The sequence below is a fragment of the Providencia sp. PROV114 genome (assembly GCF_032704305.1).
Lineage (GTDB): Bacteria > Pseudomonadota > Gammaproteobacteria > Enterobacterales > Enterobacteriaceae > Providencia > Providencia rettgeri.
In genome coordinates, this window is sequence record NZ_CP120528.1 from 1,658,700 (window position 1) to 1,682,764 (window position 24,065).

A 24,065-nucleotide genomic window follows, 5' to 3' on the forward strand; every position below is an offset into this window, starting at 1 on the left:
TTATTGTCCTATTGCGCGTTTAAACTCAGCCATTTCCATCCACATTGAGGGGTAGATTTCGGGCCATTTATCTACAGGGATATGTTTGGGGACGCGTCGCCACCAGCATTGCTCTAACCATTTTTGAATATTGTCCTGTCCTTCATACGCAATGAAAATAGCAGTTCCTAATGCGATGAGTACGGCAATCACGGTGCCAAAAACAGGTATTGTTGATACAAGTGCAGCAAAAATAAGCCAAACACCACTGGCGGCAGAAAGAAGATAAGCAATAAAAAGCCCATAGTTGTTCTTGCCTATCTCATCTATGGCATTAAAAATATCAAACGCAACAGCTACTATCCCAGCCCCTACACCTAAACGTACTCCAACTGTTTTAAGGGTGTTATATGCCGTGATATTTTTGAAGCTTCGTAATAGCACAAATCGTTGAACACTTTCATCCAATACACCGATAATTCCACTGATGATACCAGCAATGCCTGATAAGAAACGGCTATGTGCTTCAAATTGATCTTCAGAAAGTGTTTTTTTATCACTTAAATCGGCGGAATGGAACAAGGCTAAGCTTTGTAAAATTACTGATAATCCACCAGCACTGACAATTATCGCGGATTTTCCTGTCCCAGAGGTCATACTGGTGCGATATTGGGCGTAATTTGTTGCTTCGGTTTCACTGAATAGTCGTAAGAGTTTAGTTAAAGCCCTCTCTTGTTGTTGCGGGGGAAGCTGTTTTACTCGGTCAAGCTCTCTAGTATCAATATCAACCCAATAATCCAAGATTTTATTTTTGTTCATCGGTAAACCTGAAACCCGTAAACGCTTTAGCTCTTCGTGGGCAAGCCGCCTAATTTCAGACTCATTTAATGTATTGTTGCTATCGCTTAATCGAATCAAGGCGTCTGACACTTTTTTAACAAAATGGCCAAATTTTGCCTTTTCATGAACTCGTACAATTTCTTTATTTTGAAATGCACCTATTGCGATAGCAAAAGCATAAACTTTAGGGGAGCTGATGGTGCTATCAAATGCTTTCATTGTAATGGTGGCTAGCCGCCCTAAATAGATTGCTATGACTGATTGTGATGCTAAACGCTGAGGCTCTATCACTTTTGCAAAAGCATCAGCTAGTCCAGACCAAGGCAATGTAATTTTGCTGACGGAAATATTTTGGTCGATGGTAGACCATGGTAGCTCAAGCACTTCAATTGATTGCTGTGCTGTTGCTTCATCAATTTTCTCCGCTAAAATTGCTTGATTAAGTACTAAAGCTCTTCCCAGAATATTACTAGGATCAGACAAGTTATTTAAAAGTGACTGATGAAAAAAATCCAGGCTACCTTTTTTGTCTGACATATTCGTAATGCAGTAGCTAACAATCGTTGTGTAAGCAATGCCGCTTAACAAATCATTAGGATCAAAGTATTGTTGAAAATAGTATTGTAGTGCTGAAGACTGAAACCAATCCAAATAGAGTTTTGTTCGAGGGCTGACAACACGCTGATTATATTCGGTTAATATTTTTTGGAATTTGAGTCTAAAATCATCAACGGCATCCGCATAATAATACTGTTGATATTTTGCCCAGTTGGCATCTGCAGCTGCTGACATGCGTTTATCACGAACAGGCGTATATATTGTTTCAATCGCGGGTTTGTTTCTGACATGGAGGTACTCAAAAACACCACCTCTAGCGATCTTATCATTAAACTCTGTTTCTGCGGTATAAGCTCTTTCAAAGTCTGTTCTCATACCCGCTTTCAAGCTGGATATAGCTCCATAGAGTGCTACTTTTCGCTCAATATCTGGTCGGCTATAGACGTTTTTATCCAGTTCATATTGAATTAATGTCGGGAGGTCTTTTAATATTCCCGTAGGGTCTTGCAGAACAAAAATAGCACCACGAGGATCTAATTGGTCAATTTGGCTTTGAACTGCGGTTTCAATTTTCTCCCCTGAGGCCGTTGGCGTAAACCACTGTGTTTTAAATCGGTAAGAATAGGTAATAAATCCATCAAGTGCTCGAGATAATAGCGAGGTAGACCAGTCTCGCATTTGACTTTTTTGGGCATGTTGGTTGTATTCTGCAATGGTGTTTTCAATTTGTGCTAATGGCAAGGCTTGCTCAGTATTTTGGTTATTTAGCCAAGCATCCATATCAAAGCGTTGCATATACTGTTCACGATGACTTTTCTCTTCGAATTGTTTTCGAATGGTATCGGTCCATTTGACTTCAGACCAAGCAAACCAGAACTGGCCATTTTTCATGCCTTTCGGCATCATAGGCAATGCAATGAGTGAGGCTTTTGCTAATTCTTCAGGCTGGGAGATGCAAGGTTTGATTTTCCCTGAGACTACATTGTCAGGTACATCCCCATCAGGTGGTAAGGGGTAATAAAATCCCTCCTCAGTAATATAGTAATTGATCCATTCATTGCCGATTTCATCCCAAATGTTTAAGTAGCCAGAGCGCAATAATCGCAAGGTATACGCTGTTTCCCCTTGGGCTTCAACGGGAACGTGTATGCTTTGAGGCATGACAGGGAGAATATCCTGTTTAGACATGATGGCTGGGCGAGCAAGTAAGATGGGCAATCCCTGACGAATACAGAAATTGCACCCTTGCGATTGATTTTGTTCGGTCATCTTGAGAGTCCTTTAGAAAAAGCCAATATGGAGGTGTGGGATTTAATTTCTTGCCAATGAGAGTCATGCCAGCTGGATGTTATGCGGCTGTAATAGTTGGGGTTGTGGGCTGAGATTTTTAATAACGCTTGAACATCATGATGTAGCCAAAAAGCACATTGCAAAGAACAGCCTTGTTTGACAAAAGTCATAATATCTTCGTTTGTGTTTAGACCATATTCAGTAGCTCTTAATAACAATGAATCAATCTGTTGACTAAGGATATTCCTTTCGTCTAAAGAGACGAACGGTGAATACTTGCTCAGAATTTGATTAATAAGACCGATACGGTGTAATTGAGCTAGTGGCAAATCAATAGGGGTATTTTTATGATAATTGATTTTTTCTGAAAAATTTAATGTATGCCATTGTTTATCTAGCCAAAATGTCCATGAAGGAACCACTTGAGTTTTTAAATAAATTTGTAATTGCCAAGGGGTGAGCATCCATGATAACTGAAATAACACGCGTGGATCGTAGTAGCGTAGCAGATAATTTTGGTGTTTTTCATCGCTAATTAATAGGGCGTTAGCTAATTCATTACATAAGGATTCAGCGGATAATAGACTCTCTAAAAATAAACATACTTTTGGTGTCGATGAATCGACAGACTGCTGTTTTATTTCTGCCAGCAGCATTTGCCAGTCAGATGCGGGCAATTCATGTAGTGATATTAACGCAGGGTACAAATGTGCTTGTGGTTTAAGGTGTGCAGAGACCATATCTAATGAGGGAAAACGTTCAACTAATTCGCTGGCGAACGCTTTGTCAATGATGGCAAATTGATGTTCACCAAGCGCTTTGGGTTGAGATAAATAATATTCCATATAAACTCCTAGCGCAGTGGAACCGTACCCGTTCCATTTTGGGCAGCTTCTGAAGCCATGGATTCACAAGCTGTAAATTGTGAATATGGCATATTCAATGTTGCAGCATCCATATATTGAAGATTTGAACTTTTTACATTGAAATCTCCACTAGTTCCGTGCTCAATTTGTGAACCTTCAATGGTGATATACGAGCTACCAGATTGCAGTGTAATTTTTTTCTTCGCACTGATAATAATTTCATCATTGGTACTAGTAATATTCAGCCCTTTTTGTGCAATGATGTCGACTTCACCTGTTTGAGCTTGAATTTCTATCTTGCCTGCCGCACTCACTAACTTCATGCCTAACTCATGAGCAAATAACACCATCTTTTTCTTGGCAAATAAAACCATACGTTTGAGTGATGATATTTCTGTGTTACCTACCGCTGTATAGATTTGATTGCCATTACTACTGTGCTGAATATGTTTGGGGGTGGATACTGCAATACCGCCTGGAGCCCCTGCAAGGATCACGGGTTCTTGTAATTGCGTAATATTGCCATGTAAAAAGGTCTCTTGCGTTTGATTATCTAAAGGCTCAACCTCCGCTGTCTCTAATATTGTTGAGAGAGATTCAGCCATGGATAATGCATCAGAAAGTTGGCGTTTAATTTCATCTATATTGAGTTGTTGCTCGCTCGCTTTTTCTTGCTCTTGAGTACTTATTAACAACCCTTTACCCGCACGGATCGCTCCCCAGCTATCTGTACGTAGCTCAAAACCGTCACCGCGTTGTTCGCGTTCGGCGTTGACCAAGTGCCCCAAGTTTAACTGCGTTTTTCCGCCATACTCGGTGCTGAGTTTAATATGCTCTTGCCCGCGTTTATCCTCCATGCGCAGTTTGTTATTCGCAGGCGTGCGGATCACATTACGGGTGTTATTTTTATCCGTTACGTGGTCGGGGTGGCGGGAGTCATGGAGTGCATGAGCAATGTAAGGACGGTCTGGGTCACCCTCATGAAATGCGATAGCGACTTCAGTCCCTTGAATTAGCGGGAAATGCATCCCATACGTATCGCCGGCGTAGGGTTTCGCCAAACGTACGGGCATACTTTCATAACCCTTGGTTTTATCATCACGGTCTGCATCGAATTTGACCCAATAAAACCCATGTTCATTTTGGTGGGCATAAATATCGTGGTCTTTTGCGCTGGTGACGCGTGCCATTAAGGTTCCGGCAATGACAGGGCGCGGTTTGAGTGCAGGACGCCAGCACAGTGATTCCGTGTAAGGTACGGCGTCAAAACGAACAGTCAGCGCTTTATCTCGGCTGGCGGTAAAGCGTAATCGCGTAATTAAAATCGGTGATTTAAAGACGGCCGGTAAGGTCGAACTGAGCGGGTTATCTTGAATGTTTAATACCAATAATGGCGTCAGGTCTGCTGCGCTGCTTTCTCCGCGTAGCAAAGTCTGGCGAGCCAAAAAGCGCTCGTGATCGAGTCTTGCCCAGAAGTTAGCGGTTTCAGTTTCAGGGCGAATTTTATCTCCACGGGTGAGGTGGCGGCCTTTATAGTGGTAAACATCGCCGTAGTTGGTTTTTTCGCCATCACCGCGAGTCATGTCTGCGACAGCGGAAATCAACGTATCTTCCGCCAGTCGGTGGTTATAGTCTTTGGCAAAAACAGTGCTTTCAACTACTTGATGACGTAAAGATAATCCCCAAACACTGTCGACATGGTTATCGCTTAGCCCAGATGGGCTATTCAATGGCAGCGTTTTGTCATACACATAACCGCGTTGGCTGTCCGTAAAGTGGAGCACCTCAGTTTGGGTATCATCTTGTAAACCAAAGCGATAAAAAATACCCACCTCACTGAGTAAGCGTTCGATAAATTGGCGGTCACTTTCGTTAATTTGGTTAATTTGTTCGCGTTTTGGGTACGCTTTTTCGAGATGAAATTCGAATTCCCAGCCTTTGAAATTATGTTCACGTAAGATTTGCTCGACCACATCCGGTATGGATTGGTTAATAAAAAAACGATGACTGCGAATTTGATGGCGCAGTAGCGCAAAAAAAGGCTCGATAACTAACTGGTAGCGGGCTTCATCGGCAGAGCCTGAGAGGCGACGGAAATCGGTCACCACGCCATGAACTCGCTTGGCAACGGTAGGTTGAGTGGCAAGTCCCATTACGTTATTTATAGGCGCACAAAAGGTTAGGCTGGCATTACGGCGCAATAATTGTTGAGCAGAAAGATCTTGGGCAGAACAGGTAAATGTAATTTGATAGTGATAGGTGTCGCTAGCGGCTTCACGCCCGGTAAAATGTTCAACGTCCAGTAAATCTGTGCAGCCTTGCACTTCTAATCGGTAGCGGCTTTGGCCTTGGATCAGGTTTTTGGCTGTATCGAGTAGGCTCATGGATTTATATCCTCAATATCACTGAAACTCAGGGTGATCCCGTCTTCTTCGCTATACCCTAACGTCAGGCTTTGTGCTTGCTGGTGGTTGGCTTGACACATAAGTAATTGTTGGCTAAGTACCGGTAAAATTTGTTGGTTAAGCAGGCTATCAATATTGCGTGCGCCAGTGTCGGGTAATAAACAGGCGCTCACGAGGGTGTCATACAGCGCTTCTTCGATAATACCCTCAAGCTTGTAGTGGGTGTAGAGACGCTTAATGACGCTACCCAGTTTCATTTCAACAATTTGGCGCAGTGCCACAGGGCCTAATGGGCGATAAATTAGGGTTTGGAAGCGGGCAAGTAATGCAGGTTGGAAGTGGTCACGCAAGGTTGGGCGCAGCAGTTCTTGTAACTCGTCGTCGGTCGACTCAGGGAATTCTTCGAGTTGTTGCATGATCAAGTCACTGCCCAAGTTGGCTGTCATTAAGATCACGGTATTGCGAAAATCAATTTCACGGCCTTCGCCATCGCGCATGAAACCACGGTCAAATACTTGATAAAACAGGTTAAGTACATCACGGTGGGCTTTTTCCACTTCATCGAGTAATACGACGCTATAAGGACGCTTGCGAACAGCTTCCGTTAAAATCCCGCCTTGACCGTAACCCACATAACCTGGAGGCGAGCCTTTTAATTGGCTGACGGTATGGGCTTCTTGATACTCAGACATGTTGATGGTAATTAAGGATTTTTCTCCGCCAAACAGGACATCTGCCAAGGCTAAGGCAGTTTCGGTTTTCCCTACACCACTTGGGCCAACCAGTAAAAACACCCCTTGCGGGCCATTTTCTGAAGCGAGTCCTGTACGCGCCGCACGTAACCGTTGTCCAAGCGCCAATAATGGGCTTTCTTGACCGACTACGCGTTTACCTAGCGACTCTTCTAACTCAAGTAGCTCGGTTTGTTCATCTTTTAATAGGCTGGATAAGGGCACGCCTGTCCAATCAGCGATGACAGTGGCCACCGTTCTGACATCCACATCCGGAGTGATCAGCGGTTCATTTTGTTGTACGAGTTCTAACTGTGATTGGATATCGCTGACATCTTGGGATTGTCGACGCTGCTCTAAGAGCTCGCTGATAAGGTTTTTTTCTTGTTCAAAACGCTGTTCTCGCTCAGCCAGTTGTAGGGCGATTTGGGCGTCTTGAGTGACTAATTCGCTCAGCAGGGATTGGTTGGTGGTGTTGCCAATGGCCAAGTCATCAAGAATGGCTTGCTGTTCAAGTTCTAATGCGGTGCGTTTGGCTTTTAAACGCGTCAGTTCTTCCGGGAGCGTATCGAGGCTCATGCGGATACGCGCGCTGGCGGTATCGAGCAAGTCCACAGCTTTATCGGGGAGTTGACGACCGGTTAAGTAACGGCGAGATAAGGTGACAGCGGCTTTGACCGCATCATCGGTAATGTGAACACCGTGATATTTGGCATAGCGAGGTTTTAATCCACGCAGCATTAAACAGGCTTTTTCATCATCAGGTTCATCGACTTTGACCACTTGGAAGCGGCGTTCTAAAGCGGCGTCACGCTCGAAATATTGCTTATATTCAGACCAAGTGGTTGCGGCAATCGTGCGTAATTCACCACGGGCCAGAGCGGGTTTGAGTAAGTTAGCGGCATCTGCGCCACCGGCTTGGTTGCCTGCACCAATAATGGTATGGGCTTCATCGATAAACAGTAAAATTGGTGTTGGGGATTGTTGTACGGCTTCAATCACGTTTTTTAAGCGCTGTTCAAATTCGCCTTTTACGCCAGCTCCCGCTTGCAGTAGCCCTAAATCTAATGTGCGTAATGATGTGGTTTGCAGGCTGACAGGAACGTTGCCTTCAACGATGCGTAGAGCTAAACCTTCTACCAAGGCGGTTTTACCCACCCCCGGTTCGCCCACGAGAATGGGGTTGTTTTTGCGACGGCGAGAGAGAATATCCACCATTTGGCGTATTTCGTCATCACGTCCAAAGACAGGGTCAATCGCGCCTTCGCGTGCTTTATCGGTGACATCCACCGTAAATTTATTCAGCACTGCCAGTAAGGCATCGTTCAGTGTGTTACCGATGACATTCGGTGCTGGAGTTTCGTTTGTTGATTGCGTTTCAAGTGGCGCTTCTGCCGGTAAAGATTGATTATGTACCGCAAGTTGCTGCACTTCAGGGCGCTCATCGGATTGCGCATCAAGCATCGGTCTTAAGCGTTGTAATTGTGTGATGCTTAAGGTCATTAATGGCCAAAGGGCGTCGTTCGGAACTAAAGAGGGTTGCTTCACAATCGCCGCAAGAATATGGACGCTGCGAATGTGCTCGATATCTTCATCCAATGAGGCTATCACCCAAGCGTTTTGAATTAAGTTTAGGAGTGATTTTGAGAGGGAGGGGCGGCTATGGATAGAGCGCGGTAAGCTATCGATTTTAGCCAATAAGCTCTGCCAAAGGGCTGACATATCCCACTCATAGCGGCGAGCTAACACCGTGATATCGCTTTCCCCTATTTCCAATAATTTGAGCAACCAATGTTCAATGGTAATTTCCGCATGCGCTCGTGTCTGGCAGAGTGAAGCTGCCGCTTCTAATGCGCTGGCACAGTAAGGGTTTAGGCGACGTAATAGCATCACGGATGAATTGTCCATATTCTCTCTCTTGTATTGGGGGGAAAATGGTTAGAGACAGCAAGGAACGCTACCGCCCCTAACCGTTAACCGAGGTTCATTAGGTATCAAGATAAATTGTGTGTTGTGTGTCATCGGCGTACGAATACGTACAAAAAAGCAGACGCCGAAACGCCTGCTTGTCTTAATTAAGCGGTAGCACGCTCATTCCACGAGTCGGAATGAATGATATTGCCGTCTTTGTATGTCCAAGTGATTTTTTCATAGCGCAGCTCAATCTCTTCGAGATGGTTGTGCTTCTCTTTATTAGGGTCTTTAATGTCGTGCATTTTTGGCGCGACTTTGACCACTTTGACGTTTTCGAGCTTGGTATTGAAATATTCGACTTCTTGTCCTGCATCATCAATGCGGTACCATTTGAATTCGGCTTCTTTCAAGGTTTGGCCAGTCGTTACCGCTTTGTACAAATAAGGGCTTGATGCATCAATTTCTTTCACGAAAATAAACGGGGTATGAATACGTGTACCCGTTAACTTACCGGTATTGTTATCGGTTGGGATGTACAGGTTATGGTCTTGTGCGACCACTTCAATACTGCCTTCACGGTCTTGTACATTAACAGAGCCCTTGATATCTGCGCCGCCGTCATCTTTTAGCCATAAATAAACAGGAATAGCCATTGTTACTTCTCCTTTCGGGTCGAATGTGTGTCATCGTCCATCGGTGACACGGTTTGATTATCTGTCTCTTGGCAAGCATCTGCCTGAGGGATGAGTCGTATTTCAACGCGCCGATTCTTCGCTCGGCCTTCAGCGGTTTGATTATCGGCAACAGGGTTATTCTGGCCATCTCCTCGAACGGCAAAACAGGCTGGACTGATATCACTGGTCTTTATCATCCAATCTCTGACCGATTCGGCGCGTTTCAGGGATAGTGTTTGGTTGAGTGCTGGGTTTCCGGTGTTATCGGTATAGCCTGAGACGACAATCAACCAACCGGGTTTCGCTTTAATATTGAGTAAGGCGTCGACCAAAACCTTGGTGGCACCTGCTTTTAGCGACGATTGTCCCACATCGAATAGCGATAAGCTGTCAAGGCTGACTATTTCGGGGGCATTTTGAACAATGATAGGCGCAGGAGGCGGTGGGGGCGCCCAACCACTTAATAGTGTGTGCAAGTAGGGTAATATTCTCGCTCCCTGATATAACGCTAAAGAATGAGAGGTTGGGACTCCTTCGCGTTCCCAGCGCGCTAATTGAGCTGCATCATCTTGCAGTTGCTGGTAAGCAGTCTGTTTTGGTGCAAGTGGTGTATCTGACAGTTGCGAAAAACGCGCAATATCTTCACCAATATGACGAATGAGTTGCTGATTATGGTAGTAACTTCCGATTAATGTGCCTATTAAGAAAACACCAAAAATAATTCCGATAGCGCCGAGGGTTCTTTCTGTACGGCTTAAGCTAATATCATGGTGTAAGCGACGCAACATCACATCGGGCAAAGCTAGCAAATCAGTAGTTTGAATTGATGAATATAGAGGCAGCATGGTTTTTTCTTGAATAAATTGCTGCCATAAATTGTTTGGTTGGCTAGTGATATCAATCCACTGAATAGCCCATGCTGAAGGGATTTGTTTCGGTGCTCCAGCTTGAGGTAGTATGAATTGAGGAACTAAAACTTGGTTTAGCCAGCTTTGTAAGGTATCTAGCCATAGAGAAAATTGCAGGCTTTGTTCTGACTGACCGATATGCGTGGGTAGCCACACAGAGTAAGGGACTGACATTGTACCTTCTTGCTCCACCTGAAATTCAGTTTGGTGGCTGAGTAACGTCATCCAAGGGGTATGTTCATCATCAACATGCATAGCGGTATCAGCGTGATGAGGTTTAGAAAGGTATACCGTTACCCAAAATGGCAATTTAGCACCGATTTTTTGACGACCTTCCCCAATAGCTCGACGCCAATTGAGTAGCGCTTGTGTTAGGGTTTCTTGTTGTGTCAGTTGCTCGGGTAATACAACGTATAGTAAGGATAAGTGCCCAGATAGCGATGGGGCATATTCCACCAATGCGGCAATCAATTTAACGAGCTCAGTGGGCGCGGATACACGAATATACCAACCTTGATTTGTTTCTCTGTGTAATTGGACATCCAGAAATAGCGCTTGAGATTGACCACAAACTAAAATGACAGGCCCCTGATAATTATCAGCCGGAAATGCACCTGTATAATCATGTTCAGTGGATAACACTTGGCGTCGTTGTTTATATTGCCAAAACAACATTCCACCCGTCAGTACTAAGACGAAGACGGAAACAAAAATGGAGACACTTTGCCCTAGAGACCAAAACCCCCAAAGTAGCCACAAGAAAAGTCCCGTAGCAAAAAGCGTCAGACACGGTTTGATTGGATTTTGCATACCTATCCTTGTGTCATCCACTGTTGTAGTAAATGTTCTAGCGAAGCACTGAACCCCCACCACATGGCGGCGAGTATGAGAATGCCGCCTATCCAACCAAACCAGTAAAGTCTGCGACGGCTAAACCGTAATTTAGGTTTTACGACGAGAGGTAATTCTGAAGTGACCAGATAGTCCGGAAGTTGAACATTGAGTTGAGCGACGATCCGCTCACGTTCTGGCGCTTCTTTTTGACGAAACTTACCGACAAACCCGAGGGTAAGCACACGATGAAAACAGAGCAAAACGTCAGGATTCGGGGCGGTTTCGTTTAAAATGCTGCGTAGGCGATCCCAAAGTTTGTCTCCCGCTTCTAATGTATTGAAGTAGCGGGCTTGCAAAGGAGATTGGATCCAAGTGTTGTACCCATCATCTTGGTGCTGGCGATTCATCACGCTTTCATCAATTAGCGCACATTGGGCATATTGCATATGTTCAATGGCGGATTCAGGGTAGCCATGTTCGAGTAATTTTTGGCGTGTTTCATCAATGAGTTGGCAAACACGACGATAAAAACTATCCCCTTGAGTGATGGCAGTGCCTTGATGTAATTGGCAAACCATCAGCCAAGTTTGAGCGAAGATCATGTCGATAGTATGGTGCGATGTTGTATTGTTCATGAGCGAAGTACCGCAAACAGCTCTAATTGAATGTCACCTAACGTGCTTGGAACATAGAACGCACACTGCCCAGAAGAGAGCATGGCTTGACCCGCAGGTGTTTCAATATCTAGCGCAAAATATTGATTTTCTAAGCGAAGAGGAACCGCCGTTGGGACATGACTGAGCGGTTTCAATGGAATACCATTGAGTGCTACATTAACGACGTCAGCCACATCATCACTACTACCCGCTTTGCAAAGGAGTGGAAATTGAGCGATTAATAAGTGAGCCGGTAATGATGAGCGAACCGATAAGTAAAAATCGGCTTCTTCACGTAATCGACCGTCATGGAGTTGACCTTTCCAGAATGGACCTTCTTTTACTAATTCAATACTGATAACACGCGAAGGTAAGCTGGCTTCAAGTAGCGTATTTAATAAAGAAAAAAGCGGTGGAAAAACCTGCTCAGGCTGCTCATGTTTGTATAGTGGTATATCTTCCAATTTATGTTCTAAAGAGAAGGTTAATAAGCTCCCTGCTAAACGAGCAAGTTCTCGGTAGAGTAATTCAGGATGACGATGTAATGCAGACCCGAGTTCATTGAGTACGGGTTCAGCGCTGTTTAGTGAATTCAATAGCCAAAATAATGAGACATCAGCAACCACAAAGTCGGCCATTTTTTCATTACTTTCGCGACGTAGCGCCATTAAACGGCGGCGTTTAGCTACTAATCTATGCATAAACTCCGAGAGTAATGAACGTAATTCAAGGCTACCCTGACAAGCAAGCAAGGGGGGAATAAAACGGTTGTCGAATTCCCACATCCCTTGAGCGTTGCGGATAAGCCGTGCAACCGGACAGGTCATATAGGCTTCATTCTCATCATGGGCAAAACGTAGCGTTGCCACATGACGCAATACGGCAATATCCGTTTCCTCATGTCCGAGCAGATCTTGAACTTTAACCCACTCTTGACTAAATCGACGAGGGCGATCGGTACCCGCTTCAGAGGCTAAGTTGCCACCATTTGCTAGCATTAAAGGTAATGCTAAAACGATGTCTAACGACTGGCGGTCTGCGTAGTCAGCAAGGGATAACACAGGAGGAAGCGCATCAGCTAGAGTGGTATCAATAAGTGTGCCATCATGGAAACGCACAACCATTTTTTGTGCGCTAACGCGAGATAAGGTTAAAGCACTGGCATCAAATTCCGCGCTAATCACCCCCCACGTTGAGGCAATGCCCATTTGAGCAACGACTTCAGCGACATGGCTGTCCCAACGGGCTTGTTGTTGAAATTGTTGAGGGGCCAAAAAGGCCCCGTCTGTCCATAGGGGACGGTAGATTTTCATCCTGAATGACCTTTATGAACCGTTAGGCTTTGGCTTTAGGCATTTGTGAAACTAACGATAAATCAACATCCATACCTTCGACTTGGAAGTGTGGGACGGCATACAGTTTCACGCGGAAGAAGCCAGGGTTATCTTCAATATCTTCGACAACCACTTTTGCATCGCGTAAAGGATGAGAGGCTTGTAAATCATCCCCCGGATCAGTCATTTCAGTCACTAAACCACGCACCCAGTTGTTGAGTTCTAATTCAAGGAGGCGTCTATCTTTGGTGGTACCAATGTTTTCGCGTTGAATAAGCTTCAAGTAATGGGCGATACGAGACAGTAAGAAAATATACGGTAAGCGGGCGTTGATACGGCTGTTTGCAGTTGCGTCAGCGGTGTCATACAGTGCTGGTTTCTGGGCTGAGTTGGCAGAAAAGAAACAGGAGTAATCACGGTTTTTGTAGTAAGACAGCGGGATAAAACCAAGGTTCGCAAACTCAAACTCGCGGGTTTCTGGGATCATCACCTCAGATGGGATTTTGACCTGACTACCTGTTCCTAAATCAAATAAATGAATAGGTAAATCTTTCACTGCGCCACCTGCCTGCGGGCCACGAATTTGCACACACCAGCCATTATTGATAAAGCTTTTTACCATATTGGCAGCAAAGGCAAATGTGGCATTCGTCCACAAATATTTCTCGTGATCTGGCCCTTTTACTTCTTCGACGTAATTGAAGCTACGAACAGGTACAGTATCTGGACCATAAGGTAGGCGACCCAATACACGCGGCATGGTTAAACCAATATAACGGGCATCATCCGAGTCACGGAAGGCTTTCCATTTGATGTATTCAGCACGGTCAAAGTAGTTACCAATATCTTTGATTGCAGCCACTTCTTCCATGGTTTCTTTGCCAAAGAATTTTGGTCCAACAGAGCCAATAAATGGCATATGGGCAGATGCGGAGACTTTAGAGATACTACGTAATAAGGCGATATCTTGAGGGCTGCGATCAAATTCATAGTTAGAAATCATCGCTGCAATAGGCTCACCACCTGGAGTGTCATATTCCGCAATGTAGGTATGGTGGTAAAGGCCACTTTGGATAATTTCCGGGCTATCTTCGAAATCTTGGCGTAGGTCATCTTTGGCGATATCCAGTAGCTCAATTTTGACGTTTTGACGAAAATCAGTGCGATCAACGAGGAATTTTAAACCACGCCAAGTAGATTCAACTTTTTGGAAGTCTTGATGGTGCATCACTTCGTCAAGTTGTTGACTAATTTGCTTATCAAGTTCAGCAATATGATGATCAAGTAAGTTGCGGTCTAAACGTTCCACTTTTTGACCGGATGATTTTAAACGGTCTAAAAAGACTTGAACAGCAACCGTGACCCGTTCATCCGCAGTTGCATCCGCTAGTGCAGCATTATCTTGGAATTCATTAATATCACTGATTGTAGCAACAGGGGTTAAATTAATTTTTTCAAATAAAGAAGCATAAACACCATGATTAGACGCATCATCAAGTACAGTCGTTGCACCTTGGGTTGATTCAGTTTTTACAGACATCAGCATAATCCTTTAGTAATCCAAATTAATCTTTCTTCGGTGCAAGTTGGGCTAGCTCTTCGCGCAGTTCATCACTGAGTGTTGGATCCTTAAGGATATTTTCCAATTCACGGCGAAATGTGGCGTTATCGAGGAGATTAGATTTTAGGTCGCGTAACAGATTACGCATGGCTAACATTGCGCGCAGTTGTGGGATTTGACGAGCCACTTGCTCGGGTTCAAAGTCCGCCATGTTTTTAAACGTTAATGCGATACTTTCTTCACTTCCATCCCCTGCTAAGGTGTTTTTAACCGTTAGATTGACTGACGGTGAGAATTCATTGAGGACGCTGTCAAAGTTATTTTTATTGATATTTACTTTTTCACGTTCAGATAGCGCACGATCATCTTGCCCATGACTATAATCACCAACCGCTAACAGCTTCAGGGGTAACTCGACTTTTTTCTGAGCCCCCCCCGTGTGCAGATCTAATTTAATATTAACCCGCGCTTTAGGGACTTCATTTTGAAAGCTATCTGACATGAGTGAATTTCCTTGAATTTTAACAGGTATATTTCTTGGTTATTGTTAAATGGTTACAATTGAATTTGATATATTTAACTTATGTAGTTATTTTATTTATATCTTCACTAAATGAATAAATCAACTTTTCTTATCAATAAGTGTGAGTGCAAATTAATGTATTTTTTTGAGTTATCTTAGTTTTGTAATTTGAAAAACCAATCATATCAACATCTAATGGCTTTATTTTCTTATTGTTATGATTTTTCTGTGTCAACAAAACCTTTTTGTAACACTTTATTTCAAGTTGTTACAGGGTGATTCATAAGAATATTTACTCGTTTATTGTGTAGAGACCCTGATTTTGAAATAGGAAATTACTTTATGAAAAGGAATTGATGAACCCTATGAAAAATCATCGTTTTTAATGGTCTTTGAAAGAAATGTGTGACATCGGGCATTATTACGACCGCAGTAAAAAAGGGATATTGCAAAACAGCCACGGCCATTTGAATACAAACGCAAAAATTGGGTTGTCATCAATCTAAAAAGCTATTTTGGTGTGAGGATGAAAAGGTAAATACATCAAGCTTGCGGAAAGCTTTAAAAGAAGGATATAAAGAGATTTAATTGATTAGAAAGGATTTTTATTGAGTCAGGTAGACTTCGGCATGGTGTCCCCTGCAGGAATCGAACCTGCAACTAGCCCTTAGGAGGGGCTCGTTATATCCATTTAACTAAGGGGACTTTTGGTGTCAAAATTACGACAGCGAGGGCATTTTACTGTTCAGACCTAATTGAATCAAGTTGTTACGGGCAAATAATCGAATTTATCTGCCATAAATTTTTTTTTGACTGTTTTTTATTCGAAAGTAGGGAGGTTGTCATTTTTAAAATTGAGTGAGGGAGTATTTCTGTTTTGTACTAATTGTTCAATTTTCTTATAATAAGAATATGATTAAATGGCTTATAATTAGTCTTTAAGATAATCAAATAACTCAAAAGGATTAACATAATTCTTTTTTTAGCCTTACTATAAGCAAAATATTTATTACAGTGGAAAGTACCGTAGTAGGACGGTGCAGGGAATGGAGAAATGTTATGAAGTTTCGCATGACGGGTGTTTTTCTGGCAGGGGTGCTGATTGCAGGTTGTGCTAGTAGCATTGACCCAGAAACACATGAGCGTTCAGACCCTTTAGAGGGGTTCAACCGAGCAATGTTTAATTTCAACTATAACGTCCTTGACCCTTATGTCTTGAGGCCTGTAGCGGTTGCTTGGAATGATTATGTCCCGATGCCTGCCCGAAATGGATTAACCAATTTTTTCGTTAACCTTGAAGAACCTGCAAGTATGTTAAATAGTTTTTTGCGTGGTGAAGTGACTCAAGGTTTCAAACATTTTAACCGCTTTTTCCTTAATACCGTCTTTGGTATGGGAGGCTTGATTGATGTTGCATCAATGGCCAATCCTCAGCTAGTTAAAGAAGAACCCAAACGCTTTGGTAATACCTTGGGTTATTACGATGTGGGCTATGGTCCCTATGTGGTGCTACCGGGATATGGTAGTGCAACACCAAGGGAACAAGGTGGTGATTTAGTTGATGATTTATATCCAATGTTAAGCTATCTCACATTCTGGATGTCAGCAGGTAAGTGGGCACTGGAAGGAATTGAAACTCGTGCAAGGTTGTTAGATTCAGATGGATTGCTGAAAAACTCTTCAGATCCGTACTTAATGATGCGAGAAGCCTATTTCCAACGTAATGACTTTTTATCAAGTGGTGGTGCGTTAAAAGCAACAGAAAACCCAAATGCAGCAGCGATTGAAGACCAGCTTGATTCGATAGATTAGTAAATTGAATTGTTTTGGAAGGTTTATCACTCTCTTGCATTAGAACAATACTAGAGAGTGATAAATAGAAAGCTAATCATTGTCTCTTTTTCCTCGTTGGGAGATAGTGTCAATCAGGGCGATTACCCCTAATACACCAATAAAACCTACAGTAAACAGTGTTCCCATAAAACCTCCTAAGTTTTCGTCATTGTTGCCTCTTTTACATGCCTTCACGGCCGTAGCCAATAATAGAATATAGCGTGATTAATACAGTTTGATGAAAAGCCATATATTAGTGGGTGTCATCAGTATAAATTATGCTATTGGGTTGTAGTTGCAAATAAGAACATTCAGAGAATGAATGATAATCTAATGAAATATAAAGCAAATTATCTCAAAAATGAGGTTGTATCTATTTTATAAAGAAATGGTAAAGTGAATTATATGCTTAACATTTAATTTACATATGATGTGGGTTAGGGTCAAGAAAATTTATGTTAAGTTTTGAAAATTAGTGGGATGAGATAGTTGAAGTTGAAAATAGTATCAGGGAGGGAACTCCCTGATACTGAAAATTCAATTAATTAGAATGTATAGTTGAAGTTCACACCATATAACCAAGCGGAACCTTCAGATTTGAAATGATATGCAGGAAGAACACTTTCAGGAATATCTTCACTTAACCGTTCCTTGATATCAACTTTCTTACCGTGCATGTAGGAGATACCGACATCAACAGAAGCATTTTCATTGAATGCATAAGTGGTACCAGCACTTAACCAGTAACGATCTTGGTCAGGTATAGAAATTGAACGGTAATCAGAGCGTACAGGTGTTTGGTCGTAGGCAATACCTGTACGGAATGTCCAGTTTTCATCATAGAAATAAGTGGTACCCAGTGCTAAACGCCATGCATCTTTAAAGTGTTCAGGTTTATGGAATAACTGCTCACCGTCACTTTTTCTGTAGGCGGTTAATTCTTTAAATTCACTCCAGCCAGTATAGGCAACGCTGTAGTGTAGAGCCCACTTAGGTGCAACTTTATGGTAGCCAGAGAATTCCCAGATATCAGGTAAATTAAGGTCTAACTTACCTTTGATTTTTTCACCACCTGTACCATTTAATTGAGTTATTGCTTTTGGTATGTCATTGGAATATTTGCCATCTTCAAACTTAACTTTAACTTTTGAACGGTAACTTAGGCTTAAACGGTTATCATCATTGATTTCATATAAAATACCCGCATTCCAACCATAACCCCAGTCATCGCCTGTTAATTTGGCCATGGTAGTGCTAGCTGGGAATTGAGGTAAACCTAATTTAGGCGCTAAAGTACCTAGATCTCCCGCATGACGGGTAATTTCAGCATCGGCATACACGGCATTCACGCCCAAGCCAAAACTGAAATTATTATTTACACGGTATGCACCACTTAAGTTTAGATTAACTGTTTTTAAGTCTGTCTTACCGCCGATAGGGCCTGCCGCATAATTTTTATTAAAATCAGTGGCTAAACCAAAGTTGGTGGTCATTGACGTACCGACTGCCCATTTGTCATTAACTGGGAATATAAAGTGTGCATTGGGTACAACAGCACTTGGCGCAATGTCATTTGCGGTGGTATTGCTACCGAGAAGTGAACCGCCTTTGCCTTTAATATCAACACTTGGGTCAATATAAACGGCACCAATAGAAAGAGAAGGGCGATCAAACAACATCATGGCTGCAGGGTTTCGACTTCCCTCACTTGCGTTGTCGCCCATCGCACCAGCTCCCGAAAACGCGCGTCCCAGTGCGGATGTAGAATATTCATTAAGCAAAAAACCAGCCGCGCCTGCGTTGGATGATACAATTGCCACTGCTATTGCTAAAGCTGATCTAGAGAACAGGTTTTTCTGGCTCATGACCAAAACCCTCTTATGTTTTATTTTGAATAAAGCGACTTCTATCGCAAGAAGCGCAGAATTGTAGGGTCCCTTGCCGTTATGACAAATCAGACCAGTTACTAGAGTATAGGTCTGACCACCTGATATGTTGCAAGCTTGTTTTGCTATTATTGTGATATTGTTTTCAAAAATGCGACATATTTAACAAAATGGCAACATGAGCGGATAAATTGAGAACAATAAGTATGCGAATACGGGGTAAGATCAAACTTATGTTTAATTATTAGCGATATATTTTGATATACACTAGTTTTTAGCACTTTTTCAGCGTTATGATAGCGACTTAACAGTTTGTTTATTTGGAGAGTAAAATGACTGATGCGATTAACCGTTGTAGCGCGGATGAAACCGCAGCCTGCTGCTGTGTAGATGTGGGAACAGTATTGGATAATAAAGACTGTACTGCGTCGTATCAGCATGTTTTCGCTACACAAGGTGAAGCTGAAACCATGCTGAAAACACTCACAGAAAAAGCAAAATCTGTTGAGTCTGATCCTTGTGTCATAACCCATTCTATTAAGCCTGTAGAGGGTGGTGTTGAGCTGACGGCTGAATTTAGTTTTAGCTGTGAAGCAGAAAGCTTAATTTTTCAGTTAGGCCTTCGTTAATCAAACGTTTGAATTTGCTCTGATTTGCCTTTTATCGCTAAAACGGTGGTCTGATTAACACTCAGTGATAAAAGGCTTCCTTCATCCCCCTCGTTTTCCCTTACTGCAATTTGTTGCATTTTTACTCTAAGTTGCGTACCTGCTCGCATTTTTTATTAATACCCATTGATAATTGTGAATTTTATGTTAACAATCATTACAGGTCAGACCTCTTTATCCGGTTAGTGAGTGAGTTAACTATAATTTTCATTTTTGCTTTAGCAGGAGCGACCATGAATCAACATCTCCACCATGGTGAAAATACAGATAAAACAAATGAAAGGATCGCCATTGTCAGTGGTCTACGCTTGCCTTTTGCAAAGCAATCTACGGCATATGCAGGAATTCCAGCAGTCGATTTAGGTAAAGCGGTAGTTGCTGAGTTATTAGCCCGTAGTGATTTAGACAAAAACCTCATTGAGCAACTGGTATTTGGGCAAGTGGTACAAATGCCAGAAGCGCCTAATATTGCGAGGGAAATTGTTCTCGGAACAGGTATGAGCGTTTCGACGGATGCTTATAGTGTATCTCGAGCGTGTGCAACTAGTTTTCAAGCAATTGTTAATGTTGCACAAAGCATGATGGTAGGTGATATTTCTATCGGTATGGCTGGCGGGGCGGATTCATCTTCTGTGCTTCCTATTGGCGTATCAAAAAAATTGGCAGAGACATTGTTAGCTTTAAGTAAAGCAAAGTCTGTTGGACAAAAATTATCACTGTTAACGAAATTACGCTTGAAGGATTTAGCGCCTGTCGCACCGGGTGTTGCGGAATACTCTACGGGGCTACGCATGGGGGATACCGCGGAGCAAATGGCGAAAAGTTATCAGATCAGCCGAGCCCAGCAAGATGAACTCGCTCATCGTTCGCATATGTTAGCGGCAAAAGCTTGGGAAAATGGCGCTTTAAATGATGAAGTTATGACTGCCTATATGCCTCCCTTTAAGCAAGCATTTTCCCAAGATAACAATGTGCGTACAAACTCAGTTTTGTCTTCTTATGCGAAATTAAAACCCGCATTTGACCGCAAGCACGGTAGCGTTACTGCAGCAAACAGCACGCCGTTGACGGATGGCGCCGCTGCGGTATTGATGATGACAGAGTCTCGAGCGAAATCACTGGGTTATACACCGCTTGGCTATATTCGAAGTTATGCGTTTTCCGCAATAGACGTATGGGAAGATATGCTATTAGGGCCTTCTTATGCCACTCCACTCGCTTTAAAACGTGCAGGGTTATCGTTGCAAGATCTATCCCTGATTGACATGCATGAGGCCTTTGCTGCGCAAACACTTGCTAATTTAAATATGTTTGGTAGCCGTAAATTCGCACAAGAGAAACTGGGAATGGATCACGCCATTGGCGAAGTGGATATGGACAAATTTAATGTCTTAGGCGGTTCTATTGCTTATGGGCACCCATTTGCGGCTACAGGCGCACGAATGGTGACACAAACTTTAAATGAGTTACGTAGACGCGGTGGTGGGTTTGGGTTAACAACAGCTTGTGCTGCGGGTGGTTTAGGTGCAGCAATGATTTTAGAGGTGGAATAATGGCTCAAAATTCTGCTATAGAAGTTACAAGAGAAAAAACACAACAGGCCTTTAGCTTAAAAATTTATGACGAAAATGTGGGGGTTATCTTCATTGATGTCCCCAATGAAAAAGTAAATACACTAAAAGCGGAGTTTGCGGAACAATTTTTGGCGATTTTACAACAAGCGCAGTCTACTTCAGGTTTGAAAGGGCTAGTTATTACCTCAGGAAAAAAAGACAATTTCATTGCAGGCGCTGACATTAGCATGATAGCAGGCTGTGAAAATAAGTCCCAAGCCAGTGAGTTGTCAAAAGCAGGTCATGTACTGTTTGATAAAATCGATAACTACCCATTGCCTATTATTGCTGCGATACATGGTGCGTGTTTAGGGGGTGGGCTAGAGCTTGCTTTGGCATGTCATGCGCGGGTTTGCTCCAATGATGATAAAACGAAATTAGGCTTGCCTGAAGTACAATTGGGGCTATTACCTGGCTCCGGGGGAACTCAGCGTTTACCTCGGTTGATTGGTATTCCGCATGCATTGGATTTAATGCTGACAGGCCGCCAGCTAAAAGCTAAACAGGCGCTGAAAATAGGGTTGGTTGATGATGTGGTTCCAGAGCCTATTTTACTCGACGTTGCGGTGAAAATGGTCAAAAAAGGGGGCGTTCAGCGTCCAGCTATCCATTGGCAACAGCGTTTATTAAGCAGCAAATTACTACGTAATAAAGTGTTTGAGAGTGCCAAACAAAAAACACTCAGCAAAACTAAAGGCCATTATCCAGCCCCAGAAAAAATTATTCATGTCGTAAAAACAGGTATGAATAAAGGTTTGCAAGCAGGCTATGCGGAAGAAGCGAAAGCTTTCGGTGAGCTCGTGATGACACCAGAGTCTGCTGCATTACGTAATTTATTTTTTGCGGTTACCGCATTAAAAAATGACACAGGGGCACAAGCAACGCCATTGAAGATTAATCAAGTTGGTGTGCTTGGTGGCGGGTTGATGGGCGGTGGAATTGCTTATGTCACCGCTTTTCAAGGTAAATTACCCGTCCGCATAAAAGATATTTCAGACAAAGGCGTCACACAGGCCTTGCGCTATAGCTGGGATCTACTGACCCAGCGAGTTATCAAGCGGCGGTTATTAGCCCGAGAACGTGCAGCTGTTATGGCTAAGGTATCAGGCACATTAAATTATCAAGGGCTTGAAAATGCGGACATCGTGATTGAAGCGGTATTTGAAGATTTAGCACTGAAACAAAAAATGGTTGCTGAAGTTGAGAAGATGTCGAAACAGCAAGTTATTTTTGCTTCTAATACATCATCTTTACCTATTCACCAAATTGCACAGAAAGCGATTCATCCCGAAAAAGTGATTGGCTTACACTATTTTAGTCCCGTCGATAAAATGCCTTTAGTTGAAGTGATCCCTCATCAACAAACAGATGAAACTACAATTGCGACAGTGGTTGCTTTAGCAAAACGCCAAGGTAAAACAGCGATTGTTGTGGGGGATGATGCAGGTTTCTATGTAAATCGCATTTTAGCGCCATTCTTATGTGAAGCAGCGCAATGCCTTGTTGAAGGTGAATCAATAGAACACATTGATCGTGCTTTAGTTGAATTTGGCTTCCCTGTTGGGCCATTTAATTTGTTGGATGAAGTGGGCATTGATGTAGGAACAAAAATTTTACCGATTTTAGTTGAACGTTTTGGTGAGCGTTTTAAGGCGCCTGATATCCTCGACAAAGTGGTTAAAGATGACCGTAAAGGTAAGAAAAACGGCAAAGGTTTTTATGAATATGGTCATCACACCAATAAGTTGTGGTTTTGGAAAAAAGCCAGTAAACGTCAAGTTGATAAAACCATTTATTCACTAATTGAAATGGTTCCCAACAATAAACTGACTAAAGCGGATATTGCACAGCGCTGTGTCATGATGATGCTTAACGAAGCTGCCCGCTGCCTTGATGAAAACATCATTAGAAATGCTCGTGATGGGGATGTGGGAGCGGTATTTGGTATCGGTTTCCCGCCCTTCTTTGGTGGTCCGTTTAGGTATATGGATAGCCTAGGGATTGCAAAAACGGTGGAAACTCTGAATAACCTCGCCGTGAAATATGGTGATAAATTCCAGCCTTGTGAATTGCTATGTGACATGGCAGAGAATAATCGAACCTTTTTTTCTACCAAGGTAGAAGGTGGGGTTGATGTAATAAAACCAAGTAATGAACAATAATGGCGCGGTAAGCTAGCCTATTAGCTGTTTGTTGCTTTTTTAATAAAACCAATCAATGCCTGATACCAAACATATTTTTGGTTATCAGGCTCTTTTACGTAAAGCTCGTATGATTAGAATAAATCATTATATTAAATTTAACTAATTGATAATAAATACTAAAATTTAACATGCGACATGGACTGCTAAAAAAACATACACAAAAATTTACTCAAATCATTTTCTTTGTTGATCATTTCATGCAGAATCACATTTCACCCCAACTGATGGTTACTTTTACAACAATTAGCTTAACAACAAAAGAATAACCTCCTTAATCAGGTAGGTTACTCAGATGGTGGATTATGCAAGTTTATATTATGCGTCACGGTGATGCAGCGATACACGCGCCTAGCGATGCTGAGCGCCCATTGACACAAAAGGGAAAAGACGACTCAGTATTGATGGCTCAATGGCTACAGAATCAAGGTATTAAAATTGATTCGGTGTTAGTGAGCCCCTATTTAAGAGCAGAACAAACTCGGCAAGTTGTGAGCCAGCACCTTGATTTGCCAGCAAAGTCAGAAGTTTTAGGGCAATTAACGCCAGGAGGGAATGCCGCATTTGTGGCTGACCATATTCGGGATATTGCTGTGCTAGGCGCAAATGCGATATTGGTTGTATCTCATTTGCCACTGGTTGGCTATTTAGTGTCGGAGTTGTGCCCACATAAAGAACCACCAATGTTCACGACATCAACAGTGGCATGTGTTGACATTGATGTGGCTCATCAAAAAAGTCAGTTTGAATGGATGTTGAGCCCATCTCAATTGCTATTTGCTAAATAATAC

The 24,065-nt window shown here is 42.7% G+C and carries 17 protein-coding genes and 1 tRNA gene; 5 read left to right on the forward strand and 13 right to left on the reverse strand.

Annotated elements, in window-relative coordinates; genetic code table 11:
• The 11 genes from P3L37_RS07175 to P3L37_RS07225 form a co-directional block, all read right to left on the reverse strand.
• On the reverse strand, positions 1–2,646 hold the full coding sequence (locus P3L37_RS07175; protein ID WP_109911516.1) for a T6SS effector BTH_I2691 family protein: 2,646 nt from the start codon (positions 2,644–2,646) through the stop codon (positions 1–3).
• Complete coding sequence (locus tag P3L37_RS07180) at positions 2,643–3,512, reverse strand: DUF4123 domain-containing protein (protein WP_109911517.1); 870 nt, start codon at positions 3,510–3,512, stop codon at positions 2,643–2,645. Before P3L37_RS07180 ends, P3L37_RS07175 begins: the two co-directional genes overlap by 4 nt.
• Positions 3,513–3,520: 8 nt before the next feature.
• A complete protein-coding gene (locus P3L37_RS07185) occupies positions 3,521–5,917 on the reverse strand; it encodes a type VI secretion system Vgr family protein (RefSeq protein ID WP_272667347.1) in 2,397 nt (798 codons plus the stop codon).
• A complete protein-coding gene (tssH, locus tag P3L37_RS07190) occupies positions 5,914–8,577 on the reverse strand; it encodes a type VI secretion system ATPase TssH (RefSeq protein WP_110732013.1) in 2,664 nt (887 codons plus the stop codon). Before tssH ends, P3L37_RS07185 begins: the two co-directional genes overlap by 4 nt.
• Positions 8,578–8,744: 167 nt before the next feature.
• Positions 8,745–9,236, reverse strand: coding sequence for an Hcp family type VI secretion system effector (locus P3L37_RS07195; protein ID WP_004912469.1), 492 nt, complete (start codon positions 9,234–9,236; stop codon positions 8,745–8,747).
• 2 nt (positions 9,237–9,238) lie between these two features.
• Entirely contained in the window at positions 9,239–10,975 is a 1,737-nt protein-coding gene (locus tag P3L37_RS07200; RefSeq protein WP_272667348.1) for an OmpA family protein, read from the reverse strand.
• Positions 10,976–10,977: 2 nt separating this feature from the next.
• On the reverse strand, positions 10,978–11,634 hold the full coding sequence (gene tssL / locus P3L37_RS07205) for a type VI secretion system protein TssL, short form (RefSeq protein ID WP_004912460.1): 657 nt from the start codon (positions 11,632–11,634) through the stop codon (positions 10,978–10,980).
• Positions 11,631–12,968 carry a type VI secretion system baseplate subunit TssK gene (gene tssK / locus P3L37_RS07210; protein ID WP_004912456.1) on the reverse strand — a complete coding sequence of 446 codons (1,338 nt, stop codon included), beginning with the start codon at positions 12,966–12,968 and terminating at the stop codon, positions 11,631–11,633. Before tssK ends, tssL begins: the two co-directional genes overlap by 4 nt.
• Before the next feature lie 22 nt (positions 12,969–12,990).
• Positions 12,991–14,535 carry a type VI secretion system contractile sheath large subunit gene (gene tssC, locus P3L37_RS07215; RefSeq protein WP_109911521.1) on the reverse strand — a complete coding sequence of 515 codons (1,545 nt, stop codon included), beginning with the start codon at positions 14,533–14,535 and terminating at the stop codon, positions 12,991–12,993.
• A 19-nt stretch (positions 14,536–14,554) separates the two neighbouring features.
• Entirely contained in the window at positions 14,555–15,052 is a 498-nt protein-coding gene (tssB, locus tag P3L37_RS07220; RefSeq protein WP_110732011.1) for a type VI secretion system contractile sheath small subunit, read from the reverse strand.
• 651 nt (positions 15,053–15,703) lie between these two features.
• Positions 15,704–15,778 (reverse strand) — tRNA-Arg (locus tag P3L37_RS07225).
• Positions 15,779–16,132: 354 nt separating this feature from the next.
• Here P3L37_RS07225 and mlaA point away from each other — a divergent pair.
• Entirely contained in the window at positions 16,133–16,885 is a 753-nt protein-coding gene (gene mlaA / locus P3L37_RS07230) for a phospholipid-binding lipoprotein MlaA (RefSeq protein WP_004912414.1), read from the forward strand.
• A gap of 566 nt (positions 16,886–17,451) precedes the next feature.
• Here mlaA and fadL read toward each other — a convergent pair.
• On the reverse strand, positions 17,452–18,771 hold the full coding sequence (gene fadL, locus P3L37_RS07235) for a long-chain fatty acid transporter FadL (RefSeq protein ID WP_004912411.1): 1,320 nt from the start codon (positions 18,769–18,771) through the stop codon (positions 17,452–17,454).
• Positions 18,772–19,124: 353 nt separating this feature from the next.
• On the opposite strand from fadL, the gene P3L37_RS07240 reads away from it, so the two are divergent.
• Positions 19,125–19,421 (forward strand): YfcZ/YiiS family protein, encoded by a 297-nt coding sequence (locus tag P3L37_RS07240; RefSeq protein WP_004912408.1) that lies wholly within the window; start codon positions 19,125–19,127, stop codon positions 19,419–19,421.
• Here the strand turns inward: P3L37_RS07240 and P3L37_RS07245 are convergent.
• Positions 19,418–19,570, reverse strand: coding sequence for a hypothetical protein (locus tag P3L37_RS07245; RefSeq protein ID WP_162598829.1), 153 nt, complete (start codon positions 19,568–19,570; stop codon positions 19,418–19,420). The two genes, P3L37_RS07240 and P3L37_RS07245, sit on opposite strands and share 4 nt — an antisense overlap.
• A gap of 123 nt (positions 19,571–19,693) precedes the next feature.
• On the opposite strand from P3L37_RS07245, the gene fadI reads away from it, so the two are divergent.
• The 3 genes from fadI (at position 19,694) to sixA (ending at position 24,062) form a co-directional block, all read left to right on the forward strand.
• A complete protein-coding gene (fadI, locus tag P3L37_RS07250; protein WP_109911523.1) occupies positions 19,694–21,013 on the forward strand; it encodes an acetyl-CoA C-acyltransferase FadI in 1,320 nt (439 codons plus the stop codon).
• Positions 21,013–23,235 carry a fatty acid oxidation complex subunit alpha FadJ gene (gene fadJ / locus P3L37_RS07255; protein WP_109911524.1) on the forward strand — a complete coding sequence of 741 codons (2,223 nt, stop codon included), beginning with the start codon at positions 21,013–21,015 and terminating at the stop codon, positions 23,233–23,235. The genes fadI and fadJ overlap by 1 nt, the downstream gene beginning before the upstream one ends.
• 344 nt (positions 23,236–23,579) lie before the next feature.
• The gene (gene sixA / locus P3L37_RS07260; RefSeq protein WP_109911525.1) at positions 23,580–24,062 is read left to right on the forward strand and encodes a phosphohistidine phosphatase SixA; all 483 of its coding nucleotides are present in this window, start codon (positions 23,580–23,582) and stop codon (positions 24,060–24,062) included.
• Positions 24,063–24,065 lie beyond the last annotated feature (3 nt).

What these genes read in the sequence shown, in the direction of transcription:
- P3L37_RS07175 (WP_109911516.1), bottom strand. Translation starts at nt 2,646, where the DNA reads ATGACCGAACAAAATCAATCGCAAGGGTGCAATTTCTGTATTCGTCAG.
- P3L37_RS07180 (WP_109911517.1), bottom strand. Translation starts at nt 3,512, where the DNA reads ATGGAATATTATTTATCTCAACCCAAAGCGCTTGGTGAACATCAATTT.
- P3L37_RS07185 (WP_272667347.1), bottom strand. Translation starts at nt 5,917, where the DNA reads ATGAGCCTACTCGATACAGCCAAAAACCTGATCCAAGGCCAAAGCCGC.
- tssH (WP_110732013.1), bottom strand. Translation starts at nt 8,577, where the DNA reads ATGGACAATTCATCCGTGATGCTATTACGTCGCCTAAACCCTTACTGT.
- P3L37_RS07195 (WP_004912469.1), bottom strand. Translation starts at nt 9,236, where the DNA reads ATGGCTATTCCTGTTTATTTATGGCTAAAAGATGACGGCGGCGCAGAT.
- P3L37_RS07200 (WP_272667348.1), bottom strand. Translation starts at nt 10,975, where the DNA reads ATGCAAAATCCAATCAAACCGTGTCTGACGCTTTTTGCTACGGGACTT.
- tssL (WP_004912460.1), bottom strand. Translation starts at nt 11,634, where the DNA reads ATGAACAATACAACATCGCACCATACTATCGACATGATCTTCGCTCAA.
- tssK (WP_004912456.1), bottom strand. Translation starts at nt 12,968, where the DNA reads ATGAAAATCTACCGTCCCCTATGGACAGACGGGGCCTTTTTGGCCCCT.
- tssC (WP_109911521.1), bottom strand. Translation starts at nt 14,535, where the DNA reads ATGCTGATGTCTGTAAAAACTGAATCAACCCAAGGTGCAACGACTGTA.
- tssB (WP_110732011.1), bottom strand. Translation starts at nt 15,052, where the DNA reads ATGTCAGATAGCTTTCAAAATGAAGTCCCTAAAGCGCGGGTTAATATT.
- mlaA (WP_004912414.1), top strand. Translation starts at nt 16,133, where the DNA reads ATGAAGTTTCGCATGACGGGTGTTTTTCTGGCAGGGGTGCTGATTGCA.
- fadL (WP_004912411.1), bottom strand. Translation starts at nt 18,771, where the DNA reads ATGAGCCAGAAAAACCTGTTCTCTAGATCAGCTTTAGCAATAGCAGTG.
- P3L37_RS07240 (WP_004912408.1), top strand. Translation starts at nt 19,125, where the DNA reads ATGACTGATGCGATTAACCGTTGTAGCGCGGATGAAACCGCAGCCTGC.
- P3L37_RS07245 (WP_162598829.1), bottom strand. Translation starts at nt 19,570, where the DNA reads ATGCGAGCAGGTACGCAACTTAGAGTAAAAATGCAACAAATTGCAGTA.
- fadI (WP_109911523.1), top strand. Translation starts at nt 19,694, where the DNA reads ATGAATCAACATCTCCACCATGGTGAAAATACAGATAAAACAAATGAA.
- fadJ (WP_109911524.1), top strand. Translation starts at nt 21,013, where the DNA reads ATGGCTCAAAATTCTGCTATAGAAGTTACAAGAGAAAAAACACAACAG.
- sixA (WP_109911525.1), top strand. Translation starts at nt 23,580, where the DNA reads ATGCAAGTTTATATTATGCGTCACGGTGATGCAGCGATACACGCGCCT.